The following is a 13,450-nucleotide window of genomic DNA, read 5'->3' on the forward strand; positions in this document are numbered from 1 at the left end:
GATTACCTCTTGCATCGGGGTGAGAAACCGTGCCGGACGATGGCACTCAAATGTCCGGGGCCATCGTGCCCCTGCCGCCGCTCGATCCTGCAGCGCAGGTGAAACAGCAGGCTTCCAGCGATATATGCGAGGTTTGCCGCCAGAGCGCCTCCTGCCCCGAGGTTCTTGCGGAAGTAGTGCTGGCGCGAGTCGAACCAGTAGTTCGGGGGCCGCGACATGGTTTTGAGCCCGGTACTGGCCGAGCCGATATGCGTGACGACGCTGTCGGGCACAAAATGGGTGGGCCAGCCCGCGCGCCTCGCGCGACGGCAAAGGTCTGTTTCCTCGAAATAAAGGAAGAACTTCTCGTCGAAGCCCCCAGTCCGTTCCAGCATGCTGCGGCGCATCATCAGGCTGGCGCCTGCTGCCCAATCTACCTCGGTGGCGCTTTCGGGCACCGGCAGGACCACGACATAGCGGCTTAGCAGGCAGGTTATGGGCCCGGTACGGCTTGCGCCCTCAAACTCGCTCACCACCGAAGGAAAGCGGAATGCCGTTTCATGGATTACTCCGTCCGTCCCTACGATCCTGCTGCTCGCAAGTCCCACATGGGGATGGCTGTCCAGATAATCCCTCAGTTTTCTGATTGCATCGGGTTCGGGAAAAGCATCGGAGTTGAGAAGATAGACGTAGTCCGGCATGCCGCCCTCCGGCAGCGGGTTGAACATCGCGACGTTGTTTCCGGCCCCAAAGCCGCCGTTGTGTCCCGATTGCACGACATGGACTCGTTCGAAGTCTGCGGCGGTTGCATACGAAGCGATCCGCTCGAAGCTGCCATCGCCTGAGTTGTTGTCGACGACCGTAATCATGCCCTCGACAGATTTCATCGCGGCAACGGCATATTCAAGCGCCCGGATCGTCATATCGGCCGTACGCCAGTTCAGGATGATTGTGTGTACGGTTCCCGGCATCTCAGGCAGCCCCTTGTAGCAACGGATCGGAGCCGCTGTTCAGAGCGTCGACAGCCTTCAGTTGCTGCGCGATACGCGAGGCAAGAATGCGGACCGATGGCTCCAACACCATGGAGTCGTGGTCGCCCGGAACCTCGGAAACCTCGAGTTGCGGCATCCAGGAGCCCCAATCATTGTCAGCCGAAACATATTCCCGTGCCGTGCTGACCCAGCGTCCGCGAGACACCTTCCAGCGACGATCCAGTCGCGGACGGTAAAGCGTCACCGGCCCGTCCCAGACCCGCATCTGGAAACCCGGCAGCGCGGCCAGGAAGGCGGCATGGATGGCATCGTTATGGAAGCTTTGCGCGCCAAGCTGTGCCTGTCCAGATGCGCGGCGGCGCAGTTCGCTTCTCCATTCGCGGCGCTTGCGAAGATACTCGCCAACGAACCCCCCTTTCTGCTCTCGCATCTCCCCCAGCCGGATCAGCAGCCGGTCGCGGCGGCTGAGCACCGGCCGTAGCGGGATCGGAGTATCCAGAAGGATAAGGCGGCCTATGTCCTCGCCCTCCGCAGCGAGCTGTCGGGCAATTTCAAGGGCCGTCAGACCGCCCCCTGAGAAACCGCCGATGAGCCAGGGCCCTTCAGGTTGCACCTGCCGCATTTCCCTGATGCAGCTGGCTGCCGCATCGGCAAAGCTTTCATGCGGCGCGTCTTCACCATAAAGCCCCCGTGCCTGTAGCCCGTATACTGGCCGGTCGGCCGAAAGTCGTTGAGCCAACGAGCGGAGGTTCAACACGTTGCCGAACATCCCAGCGACGATGAAGAACGGCAGTCCAGGCCCCGGCGCCCCCCCGTTCATTGGCACCAGATGCGTAAAGCGGGAAGCAGGCGCGACTGCGACAAGACGCGGCCGTTGGTCGACCTGTTCATCCGATGTGGGATCGACACCTGTCTCGGCAACGAGTCTTGCGGCGATCTGTGCGATAGTCGGAGCCTCGAACAGTGTTGAAATCGGCAGGTCAGCGCCATAGTTGCGGCGGATCATTGCAAACAACCGAACGGCCAGGAGCGAGTGCCCTCCCAAGTCGAAGAAACTATCCTCAACACCCACGGCTGACACGCCCAGAAGCTCACGCCAATAACCGGCGAGTGCGCGTTCGAGATCGTTGCGTGGCTCGACCATGGCATTTTTCAGGTCGGGCCGCTCGAATCCCGGCGTGCCATTTGAAGAGGCGCTGGCGCGCGAAGCGGCGTCAGCCTCGGCCCTGAGTTCGGAAAGATCCATGCTGGACACGGCAATCACATTGTGACGCGCCGCGAGCGCACGGCGAAATGCCTCGGGACCACGCTCCTGCGAGATACCCTGTGAAAGGCTATGGGCCAGTCGCCGGCGGCCTGGATCCTGCTCGAGGCCAACGGCGGGATCGCGGACCAATCGACCGGCGGCCGACAACACATCGGCAGCATTGCTGATCCGGCGGAGCGTCAGCCCCTGGGCTTCGACCAGCACCTCGCCGTCCGGGTTCGCGATGGTGATGTCGAAGCGAGCAAAGCCGTCTTCGGCATGGTTCCGGTCGGCATTGCGTACCCAACTTACGACTTGGGCGGGAAGCGACGCACGTACGATGACGCGCTCATAGGATACTGGAACCCACAGCGACTGTGGCGACCACCCCTCGATGAGTTCCATTGCCCAGCCCGTGGCGATGTCCATCAGCGCCGGATGGAGTATCCAGCCTGCCGCGAGATCGGCTTGCCCGGCTTCGGAAAGGGACAGCCTTGCCAGCCCCTCCGACTTTCCCAACCGATAGCTGCGAAGCACCCTCCAGCGCGCGCCAAAGTCAAGGACGTCTTCCTGCGCAGACCTAAGAGGATGCCCACGATCCGCGACTTCGTGTGGCATCCGCGCCGCCAGTACGGCCGGTTCGATGCGAGGCACGGCAGGCGCCTCGACACCCGTAATCCGCCCCCTTGCAGTGCGGAGGCGAACGCCAGTCTCGCTGGTCGTGCCGAGAATTTCGAAGTGCTGCCCGTCGCCCTCTGGCACGAGGTTGATCCGCAGGCCTCTGCGTTCGCCGTCGGCCAAGGCGAAAGGGCTGAGGAACGTCACATCCTCCAGGGAATAGGGGGCATGTCCTCCGACAGCTGCGACAGCTTCTGCCGCGATCTCGAGAACCCCAGTGCCGGGCAGCAGGGCATGGCCGCTTGTACGGAAGCGGTGTTCCCCAATGATCCAGTCATCAGCGGAAAGTATAATCTCGAAGCTGGTTGCGCTCTGCTGATCGATCCGAGTGCTCAGCAATGGCGAACCTGACACCAGGCTGCGCTCTTGTTTGGTCGTGCGCGAAAGCGCGGCTGCGGCCATGCCTGTATCGGCCCAGATCCCCCAGTTCACGGCAACTGTGTGGCCAAAGGCAGCAGGCTGAGCAGAGGCCAGAGCGTTCAGGTATTTGTTTGCTGCCACGTAGTCGACCTGCCCGGCGGGTGTGATCGTCGTGCTGGTCGAAGAGAATAATACCGTCAGCTTCAGCGGCCTTGCTGCAAACACATCCAGCAGCGCCCGGCTGCCATGAACCTTAGCCGCGAACACGTCCTCGATCTCGCGCTCGGTTTTGGTCAGCAGCGGGCCATCATCGACATGCCCTGCAGCATGGAGCAACACCTCGACCGGGCCAAGCCGCTGTTCAATCTCGCTCACGGCGGCTGCAAGCGATTCTCGATCTGCCACATCGCCAGTGACGGTAATCACCTCCGCCCCTTCGCTTCGCAGATCGCGCAAGGCCGCAAGGCGGAGCGCGAGCGTCGAGGCTGGGTCGACCCCAACAAGGCTCTCCCATTCTGCTTCGGGCGGAAGCGACGTCCGGCCCAGCAGCGCGACACGTGCGCCTCGCCGTCGAGCGAGGTCCGTGCCAAGCGTCAGGCCGATGCCTCCCAGCCCTCCGGTGATCAGAACCACAGCGCCCTCCGGCACCTCGTTGTGGTCGTCAACCTCGGGAAGCGGCGCATGGACCCAGCTGCGCGCAAAGCGCCTTCCACCCCTCCAGGCAGCAATGCGCGGTCCGTCACTGGCCAGCAGATCCTCAACCAGCCGATCGGCCAAATCCTTGAAGCCCGCAGTCATGTCTGCGGCACAGTCAATATCGACCAGCCGCGCAGTCAGCCAGTCGAACTCTCGCGGACCGACCGCCACCGGACCGAACGCCAAGGCATTTTCCGGGAACGGTACCGGTTCCTTGGTCACGGCCAGCGCGCCAGTGGTCACGACGACAAGCTGCAGTGGCTTTTCTGCCCCTTCGTCGCCCAAGGCCTGCAGCAGGTAAAGGAGGTTGTAGAAGCCCAGCTCAAGGTGGCGGTGGAACAGGCTCGATCCTGCACGTGCCGTTTGGCGAGGATCGGCCAGCCAAAGATGCGCCACCCGGTCTGGCAGGCGATTTTGCAACATCAGCGCAGCGATCAGCAAATCCACGTCCCGGCGACCTAGCTCTGGCGAGATTTGGAAGCGGTCCGGTCCAAGTTCGGCATAGCCATCACCTGCAACAACTTCCACAACCGATTGGCCATGGGCGCGCAGCCGTTCCACCACCGCTTGGCCTAGGCCCGACTCGTCGATGAAGACCAGCCAGTTGATCGCAGCGCCCGTTGGAACGGACCTGCCGTCAGGACCGATCTCGATGTCGGGCGCGCTTTGCCGCCAGACCGGCCGCCAGCCCCAATCAGCCAGATCCTCGCGCCGCATCGGCAGATCCGCACCCTCGTCCACTCGGGGAGCGGACGCTTCGATGAAGTAGCGCCGCGATTGGAAGGCGTAGGTCGGCAGAGGAAGGCGATTGCGTGCAGCCTCGCCCCAGAGCGGCGTCCAATCGACCGGAACTCCGGTTGCCCAAAGGCGTCCCAGTGCAAGCACGAACCACTCATCATCTGCAATGGCATGATCACGATGCCGCAATGCGCTGATAACCCTGTTCGCGGGGACACCATTGGCTTGGGACAGCGCGCTCATCGCGCGCCCCGGCCCGACCTCCAGGATGATCCGTGCGGGATCCTCCTTTAATGTGGCGGCGCAGGCCGCAAAGTTGACGGTGCCGCGGAGATGCGCCACCCAGTATTCCGGATCGGTCGCCTGATCCGCTGTCAGCCATGTTCCGGTTTGGTTGGAGACCACTGGAATCGTCGGTGCTGACAGGGGGATCGAGCAAAGAAAGGCTCGCCATTCCTCGAGGATCGGCTCGAGCATTCGCGAATGCGCAGCAATGTCGATGGCGATGCGCTGGCATTCAATCTCTCGCCCGGTCAACAACTCCTGCAAGGCATCCACATGCTCGAGCGGGCCTGACAGAACGCTGAGCGAGGGTCCATTAACCGCGGCCAGGTCCAGTCCCTCCCCTGCCTCGGCCATAGCCTCTGCGGCGGGGAGCGAAACGCTGAGCATGCCACCGGCCGCGACACGATCGAAGAGTTGCCCACGGAGCAGTACCAGCCGGATCGCATGCTCAAACGAAAACACGCCTGCGAGACAGGCTGCCGTGTTCTCGCCCATCGAGTGCCCGCCCAGAGCCGAGGGCTGAACACCCCATGACATGAACAGCCGGGCCAGTGCGTATTCGGTTATGAACAGCAGCGGCAACTGAACCGACGGCTGGGTCAGCGCGGTGTTCGCTTCCGGCTCCTGCCCGTGATCGGGCAGCCACAACGGACGAGGATCGCTGCCAGTCAGCCCTCCCAGAGTCTCGAGTCCCTTGTCCATCCAATCGCGAAATTCCGGTTCGGTCGCATAAAGATCGCGCGCCATCCCCGCGTATTGCGCGCCGCCGCCAGGGAACAGGAACGCGACGGACGCTCCCCCGCTTGCAACAAGGTCGTGGTTGAAAACGCGCCGGCTGTCGGCAGACTCCAGCAACTCCGCCGCGCTTGCCGCATCGCGCGCAACCAGAACCCGGCGCATGTTGAAATGGCGGCGGCCTTCTTTCAGCGTCCAGGCGACATCGGCGAGATGCACTTCGGGATTTTTACGCAGATATTCTGCCAAGGCGGCGGCATTGCCATCGAGCGCCGCTCGGCTGCGACCCGAAAGCACGAGCAACTGGAACGGCCAGTCTGACTCTGTGCTGTCCTGGCGGGGCGGGGCTGCCTCGAGCACCGCATGGGCGTTGGTCCCACCGACCCCCAGCGAATTCACTGCCGCGCGCCGTGGTCTCCCATGGTCGGCAAAAGGCGTCAGCTGGTCGTTGACCGTGAAAGGCGATGCCTCGAAATCAATCGCCGGGTTTGGCGCCTCATAACCGAGACTGGGCGGCATCTCTCCGTGATGCAGCGACAGGGCCACCTTGATGAGGCCGACCGCGCCGGCGGCCGTGTCGAGATGGCCGATATTGGTCTTGACCGAGCCAATCCGCGCGCGGGCCGGCCCGCGCGCCGTTCGTGCAAAGGCCTCCGTCAGGGCCGCAACCTCGATCGGATCGCCGAGCGCCGTCCCGGTGCCGTGGCATTCGACATAGTCGATCCCGTCACCCCCGATCCCGGCGGCATGATGCGCCTCGACGACAGCCTGAGCCTGACCGCCGACACTGGGCGCAAGATAGCCCGCCTTGTCTGCTCCGTCGTTGTTGACGGCCGTGCCCTTGATGACGGCCCAGATATGATCCCGATCCCGGACAGCATCCTCCAGTCGCCGGAGGAGGACGGCAGATGCACCACTCCCGAACACTGTTCCCTGGGCGCGGTGATCGAAGGCATGGCAATGGCCGTCGGGGGACAGAATCTCGTTAGGATTGTAGATATAACCGCGGCCATGCGGCAGTTCGATGGTCACCCCTCCTGCCAAGGCGGCGTCGCATTCGCCGTTCAGCAGAGACTGGCAGGCCTGGTGCACCGCGACAAGTGACGTGGAACAAGCCGTCTGCACGTTTATCGAGGGACCGCGCAGGTCGAAGATGTGGCTGACCCGGGTGGCGAGGAAATCCTTGTCATTGCCGGTATGGCGCAGCAGGAACGTGCCGGTGTTGTCCACCAGCTCACGGTTTGTCATCACGTTGAAGTAGAAATAGCTTCCCATGCCGCAGCCACCGAAGACGCCGGTCGGGCCCAGGCTTTCCGGCGTGTGGCCCGCGTCCTCGATTGCCTGCCAGCAGCATTCGAGGAACTTGCGGTGCTGCGGATCCATGATCGCTGCGTCCTTAGGGCTGAGCCCGAAGAAATCTGCGTCGAAGCTGTCGAATCCTTCCAGAATGGCAGAGGCAGGCACGTAGCGGGGATCGCCAATCCGGGCATGCACCTCTCCGCGCTCGAGCAATTGCGCGGGCGAAAGGCGCGTGATCGATTCGACACCGTTCCGCAGGTTTGTCCAGAATTTACCGGGGTTCAGGGCGCCAGGCACCTGGAGCGCCATGCCTACAATCGCAATATCACCAACGGAATTGAGGGAAGAGGAGGAATCGGAAATCGTCACTTGAATTACCGCACTATAATAAAACGCAGAGAGCGCGCCTAACGTAACCTCATGCGCGACGTTTCACCAATAGTCGGAAAGGACAAGTTTACAGGATAGTTTGCAGTCCCGGAGCCCGGCCGACGGCAGCTGGCAAAGCCTTTGGATCGGACTCGACGCCAGCGCGCTTGGGGGCGCTTGTCGCCGACATGTGGCGCAACTGCTCCACACGGCCGACAATCAATCCGGACAGCAGGAAGGTCAATGGCGTGATGGTCGCATTCGGGATCAGGTCGATCAGCATCAAAGCGTGCATCAGCACCAACGACGCCAGCATGGGCTCGTCCCGCGCCGCACGCGTGCGCCAGGCGGCGATAACCGGAAGTGTGAACAGTCCGAACTCCGCGATGTAGCCTGGTAGTCCTGCAACGCCGAGTGTGATGATCCAGCGGCCATCCGCAATCGTTTCATACGCACCGCTTATAGGGTCGATGAGGAGATTACGACCGTACCCTCCCCACCCTGTCCAGAGCTTCTCGGCCGCCCGCTCCAACAGAATGCCTTCATTGTGCAAACGGAAGATCAGTGATGCAGCCCTCTCAGCGTCAATCGCCAAGGCGGCGGCCGTCACCTGCTCGACAGGTATCAGACCAGCCAGGCGCAGCAGGGGGAACACCAATACCGTCGCGGCAAGCACGGTCGCCACGGCAAGCATCAGCCTGGGCGGGGCCAGAAGCAAAAGGGGTAGGGCGATCACCGCATAAAGGATCGGGGCCATGCTTTTGCAGAGAAGCAGCATCACTCCAAGCCATACAGCCGCGAGCAGCATCTTGCGACGGAAACCATGGTTTCTCGCCAATGAGGCCGCAGAGGCGAGCGCCGAGAACGTGAACAGTGCAACCCAGAGGCCATGATTCATGAACACCATGGGGCGGAACCCACCATAGCGGATCATCTGACTGAAGTCGTGCGCAAAATAGCCATAGATCCAGACATTGATCTGAGGACTTAGCCTCACCTCGACCAGCATGGGTAAGGAATAGACGAGCCCCCCGATCATGAGTCCGCGCAGCATCAGCCGCTCGCTTCCCGGCGAGCACAGAACGCTGCGGGCAGCCAGGAACGGCAGTAAGATGAAAGCCTGCCCGATCATGGTCGAGAGCGTATCATAGGGTGTCAATCCTGGGCGATAGCTCCTGCCCTCCACCAGCGGCTCGGGATTTCCAAGCATCGTCACCCAGGGCCACAGGATGAAGACGGAGATCATTACCTTCAGCATCGGACTGCGGGGCAACCCGAAGACGCGATAGCCTGCGACCATCGCCAGCAGCGCCGCCGCTCCAGTGGAAATGGAATCCTTGCCAAGATCTGGAATGACCGGCAATGCAATAGAGGTCAGCGGCGAGAGGAGCATGTAGGCACCGAGGATCGACCAGATGAATGCCCACCGTGTCTCAAGACGCTGAAACAGAACCGCCGAGACGATCGGCCAGCTCACCAGCATGAGGTAGGAGAAGGCATTTCCCATGGTGTGTGCCGTGTTGTCCCGCTTGCGAGTGATCATGCTATAGACTGACTACTCGAGTAAGGCGAGCAGCCAGGCACGTCATCTTTGCAGTCTTCGGGCGGAGAGATGGAATTGAGTTCAGGGCCCAGCGAGAAGGTTTGTCAGAGCCTGCGCAGGAATGGTTAACCCTGTTGCCTCATGGAGGCACCGGACCTTGGGGTCCAGCATTTTCCTCTTGCAACATTGAGGGTAGTTCACCTTGAAAGGCTGCGTCGCCACGAGGATTTCCGAACGTCTACGCCGCGCCTGCTCGCGAAGTGGCTGACGGAAACCCAATCGTCTGGCGTTCACGTGTTGCTTGGCGTCCAGTTGCGATGGCGCCCGGCCAGAACGGGCAAAGCCTATCGCTCGAATAGCAACGAGTCAGAAGCAGCATAATGCTGACCGCAAGCAGCGATGCTGCAGACCGGAAGGCCTGAGCGCATGAAAGGCGTATCAAACCGGCGTCAAAGGTGACCTGCATTTTCCGTGATTCTTCGGTTCGGTCTCGTCGAAGCGAAGTCCTGGATCTGGACGAACAGATCCGTGATAGCGGCACCCGGCCCTGCTTTGTCAACGTCGGAGCCGCGCGCTCGGTACACCTCGCGACCTTTGGCGCACGCGCCTTGAAGTTCGTGGATGGCATCTGCCTGCATGGCAAGAGTTTCAGGCGAGTGCTGGAGGCGCATGACTGGACAGGGTCTTCGTGAAATATCGACATGCTTTTAGCCGGCTTATCTGCCTCTCTGGACCTCATGCAGGGCTTTCGTGATCCAGGAAAAAACTGCCTTGACGGCTTAGGACGCCCGGATGCATATCTAGTGACATCATCCGGAATTGCGCCTGCTGGGACCATGCTCCCCTCGCGGGCGTGTCCATGACTGCTGGTTCTTCCTCATTCTCTTGCGTGCGAGGGGTGGTCCTAATCGAAAGAACGGATCGCTCAGCAGTCATGGATCCGGCCGGGAGGGCCAGTCACAACTGTGCATGGCAGAGCGGGGCTGGACCGCCAGGGTTGTTAGGAGGGGAGGCGAGATGAAGGCTGGATCCCCTTAGCCTTGGCCAAATGCTCCAGTCGCGCCAAGAGTTCGCGGTACTCCAGATTGTGAGAGTAAGCACCTATCGCTGAGATGATCCGGTTCCAGTCATCTGGCGAGATAGTGGGATGAGTAGGAGAAACACGTTTACACTGGCACATTGAAAACACCCACAAACAGCATTGAATAATCCTGTGGTACCCTGAGGTTGTTCAGTTAACAAACTAGCCTTTTTGGATAGGTTAATAAGAGCCTCACCCGAAATCAGCACGTTATGAAGGTTGCCGTGCCTCCAGCCGGGTTCAAATCTGATGTCCGGAGCGGCAGCAGGTTATGGCAGGCACGCGGGTGAGAGGCGCGCGCGGTGGCGGATCACCATTCCTCGAATCTGTTTGTCAGCGATAAGAGTTCGGCACCCATGTTGCCGGTCAACACTTGGCCGTTTTCGTGGACCATCCGCACGTCAAATGTACCGTCTTCCTTGTTCGGTTTGATTGAGCCAAGCCGCCAGGGCGGGTTCACAAGGAGATGGACGGTATTCGTTCGAGAATCACTAAGGACAACACGCGTCATAATGGGCAAAGCGTTGTTCGCCAAAAGTATCGGGGCAACCAGGTAACCGATAAGACGACGGAGCGGCTGTGGCCCAGTTATCCGTACATCGCCAAAACAAGCATTTTGCTTTGCTTGGTTCCATTGGTCAGGCCGATCGTAAGCATGCGCCGAGGGCCGTCTTTGGATGAAAGGGTCGGCCAGTTACTGCACCGTCTATAATGAGCTCCATATGGACGGTGCATGGAATGATGGAAATATTGGACGTGACGAACACGGGCCGCCGTCGTCGGTTCAGTGTCGCGGAAAAGATCCGGATCGTCGAAGAGAGCCTTGCGGGTCCGAACCTCGCTCGGGCTACGGCGCGTCGCCATGGGATCGCACTGTCTGGGCTTTATCAATGGCGTCGTCTTTATCATCGCGGTGAGCTTGGCGGCTCCGTGCCGAGCTTTCGGCCGGTTGAACTGTTTCACGAGATCCAAGCCGAGGCGGCTCTGACTGCCCCCGGGGGCAGCGAGAAGGTCGAGATCGTATTGCTGAACGGGCGCCGGCTCGTGGTTCCGGCGGCAATCTCTTCCGACGCCCTGGCACGGTTCATTGCCGTGGCGGAGCGGGCATGATCGCGTTTCCGGCGGGCACGAAGGTGTGGATTGCGGGCGGGGTGACAGATATGCGCTGCGGCATGAACAGCCTGGCGCTGAAGGTGCAGGCCGGCCTCGGGCGTGACCCTTTCGGGGGCGAGCTCTTTTGCTTCCGCGGCCGCAAGGCGGACCAGGTGAAGATCCTGTGGCATGACGGGGTCGGCATGTCCCTTTATGTGAAGCGTCTCGAGGCAGGCAAATTCGTCTGGCCAAGTTCAGCCACAGGCGAGGCTCTGGCCATATCGGCGGCGCAGCTAGGTTATCTTCTGGACGGGATAGACTGGCGAAATCCTCGCTGGACCCAGAGGCCTTCCAGTATCGGATAATCGTTCGAAAACACCTGTTTTTGTTGGCGTTAAGACGCTGTCATGGTAGCAATGGCCATGTCAGATCCACACCTCCGAACTTGCCCTCATGCGGGCCGCGCTTGCCGCGGCCGAGGCCCGTGCAGCAACGGCGGAAGCCGAGCTTTCGGCGGCGAAGCTGGAACTGGTTCAGCACAAGGCCGTGGTCTCCACCTCCGAGGCGGTGATCGCAAGACTCAAGCTGGAGATCGCCCTTCTCAAGCGCGAGCGATATGGCCGGAGTGCCGAGCGCACGGCGCGGCTGCTGGATCAGCTGGAACTGCAGCTCGCCGAACTCGAAATTGCGGCCAGCGAGGATGCCATTCGCGCCGAGGAGGCTCGGCGCAAGACGAGCAGGGTCGAAGGCTTTGAGCGCCGCCACCCGCTGAAGAAGACCTTCCCGGCCGATCTGCCCCGCGAGCGCGTTGTGGTCGAGGGCCCCATCGCCTGCAGCTGCTGTGGCTCGGGGCGCATCGTGAAGATGGGCGAGGATATCACGGAAACCCTGGAGGTGGTGCCGCGGCGGTGGAAGGTCATCCAGACCGTCCGCGAGAAGTTCACCTGCCGGGATTGCGAAAGGATCAGCCAGGCACCGGCCCCCTTCCACCCGATCTCGCGCGGGTGGGCCGGCCCCAATCTCCTGGCGATGATTGCCTTCGAGAAATTTGGCCAGCATCAGCCGCTGAACCGCCAGGCCGAGCGCTATGCCCGCGAGGGCGTCGATCTCAGCCTCTCGACCCTTGCCGATCAGCTAGGTGCGGTGACCGAGACGCTGCGACCGCTCTACCGGCTGCTCGAGGCGCATGTGATGGCCGCCCAGCGGCTGCATGGCGATGACACCACCGTGCCGCTTCTGGCGCGTGGCGGCACGAAGACAGCGCGGCTCTGGACCTATGTCCGCGATGACCGACCTTTCGCCGGAGCGTCGCCGCCTGCCGTGGTCTTCCGCTTCTCGCCCGATCGCGGGGGCGAACATCCGACCGCGCATCTGCAGGGTTGGAACGGTATCCTGCAAGCCGATGCCTATGCCGGCTATAACCGGCTTTATGATCCAAAACGCCAGCCCGGGCCGGTGACCGCTGCGCTTTGCTGGAGCCATGCCCGGCGGAAGTTCTTCGAACTGGCGGATGTGGAAAGCAACCTGCGCAAGGGTAAGTCGCCCAAGGAAATCTCGCCCATTGCCCTCGAGGCGGTGCAGCGCATCGATGCGCTCTTCGATATCGAGCGTGACATCAGCGGCCAAGCCCCGGCCGCCCGGCTCGCGATGCGCCAGCAGCTCTCTGCTCCCCTGGTCCTGGACCTGGAGGCTTGGCTGCGTGGTCAGCGGGCCTTGCTTTCCAAACATGCGAAGGTCGCAAAGGCGATCGACTATCTGCTGTCGCGCGACCACTGGCCCGGCTTTACCCGTTTCCTTGAGGACGGCAGGGTGTGCCTGACGAACAATGCCGCCGAGCGGTCGCTGCGAGGGGTAGCGAGGCGGGTTTCATTATGCACTCCTTATTCAAGTGTCTGTAAACATTGGAAGTGTGTCCGAGTCGATGATGCGACGCGGGCGACCTTTTCGGGCCGCGGCAGTTCTGACCGCCTCCGACGCCAAGTCGTCGGTACGGATCTGATAAGGCGCACCGGGGACAACCTGCACGGCCGGAAGGATGCCGGACTTGATAAGGCGCCGTATCGCATGGTTTGTGACGCCTAAGGCCTTTGCCGCCTCCGTCATGGTGAGCCATTCGCCATCCTTTTCAGCGGATCGGTAGGCATGGATGCCGCGAACACGGCGAACGGACGCGACGCGGCGCGCTGTCCAGGTTTTGCCTTGTCCGGTTGGCAGGCCCATCCGATTGAGCGACGCGGCGATATGCTCGTCAGACCAACGGCCCGCCATGCTACGCATCACCGGTGTTTATCAAGGTAGTTGTCCGCCGATTTCATGCGACGTCTCTGATCTCAGGGACGCTGGTTTCGCGGTCAGGG

The 13,450-nt window shown here is 61.7% G+C and carries 6 protein-coding genes and 1 pseudogene; 3 read left to right on the forward strand and 4 right to left on the reverse strand.

Annotated features, from left to right (window positions below):
• Window positions 1-2: 2 nt before the first annotated feature.
• The 3 genes from OU682_RS17090 to OU682_RS17100 form a co-directional block, all read right to left on the reverse strand.
• The gene (locus OU682_RS17090) at window positions 3-950 is read right to left on the reverse strand and encodes a glycosyltransferase family 2 protein (RefSeq protein WP_268943398.1); all 948 of its coding nucleotides are present in this window, start codon (window positions 948-950) and stop codon (window positions 3-5) included.
• Between the two features lies 1 nt (window position 951).
• Window positions 952-7,377, reverse strand: coding sequence for a type I polyketide synthase (locus OU682_RS17095; protein WP_268943399.1), 6,426 nt, complete (start codon window positions 7,375-7,377; stop codon window positions 952-954).
• Between the two features lie 88 nt (window positions 7,378-7,465).
• On the reverse strand, window positions 7,466-8,884 hold the full coding sequence (locus OU682_RS17100; protein WP_268943400.1) for a hypothetical protein: 1,419 nt from the start codon (window positions 8,882-8,884) through the stop codon (window positions 7,466-7,468).
• 1,873 nt (window positions 8,885-10,757) lie between these two features.
• Between OU682_RS17100 and tnpA the strand changes: the two genes are divergently transcribed.
• From tnpA to tnpC, 3 genes are all read left to right on the forward strand, one after another.
• Window positions 10,758-11,111 (forward strand): IS66-like element accessory protein TnpA, encoded by a 354-nt coding sequence (tnpA, locus tag OU682_RS17105; protein WP_268943403.1) that lies wholly within the window; start codon window positions 10,758-10,760, stop codon window positions 11,109-11,111.
• Window positions 11,108-11,458, forward strand: a complete 351-nt coding sequence (gene tnpB / locus OU682_RS17110) for an IS66 family insertion sequence element accessory protein TnpB (RefSeq protein WP_268943401.1) — start codon at window positions 11,108-11,110, stop codon at window positions 11,456-11,458. Before tnpA ends, tnpB begins: the two co-directional genes overlap by 4 nt.
• Window positions 11,459-11,546: 88 nt before the next feature.
• Window positions 11,547-13,175 (forward strand): IS66 family transposase, encoded by a 1,629-nt coding sequence (gene tnpC, locus OU682_RS17115; protein WP_329609823.1) that lies wholly within the window; start codon window positions 11,547-11,549, stop codon window positions 13,173-13,175.
• On the opposite strand, the pseudogene OU682_RS24145 reads toward tnpC, so the two are convergent.
• Window positions 13,128-13,370, reverse strand: a pseudogene (locus tag OU682_RS24145) (helix-turn-helix domain-containing protein); the annotation flags it as partial. The gene tnpC and the pseudogene OU682_RS24145 sit on opposite strands and share 48 nt — an antisense overlap.
• Window positions 13,371-13,450 lie beyond the last annotated feature (80 nt).

The organism is Paracoccus benzoatiresistens (assembly GCF_026913015.1).
Classification (GTDB): Bacteria; Pseudomonadota; Alphaproteobacteria; order Rhodobacterales; family Rhodobacteraceae; genus Paracoccus; species Paracoccus benzoatiresistens.

Excerpts from the sequence above, each read along its gene's own strand:
- OU682_RS17090 (WP_268943398.1), bottom strand. The coding sequence starts at position 950 with ATGCCGGGAACCGTACACACAATCATCCTGAACTGGCGTACGGCCGAT.
- OU682_RS17100 (WP_268943400.1), bottom strand. The coding sequence starts at position 8,884 with ATGGGAAATGCCTTCTCCTACCTCATGCTGGTGAGCTGGCCGATCGTC.
- tnpB (WP_268943401.1), top strand. The coding sequence starts at position 11,108 with ATGATCGCGTTTCCGGCGGGCACGAAGGTGTGGATTGCGGGCGGGGTG.
- tnpC (WP_329609823.1), top strand. The coding sequence starts at position 11,547 with ATGCGGGCCGCGCTTGCCGCGGCCGAGGCCCGTGCAGCAACGGCGGAA.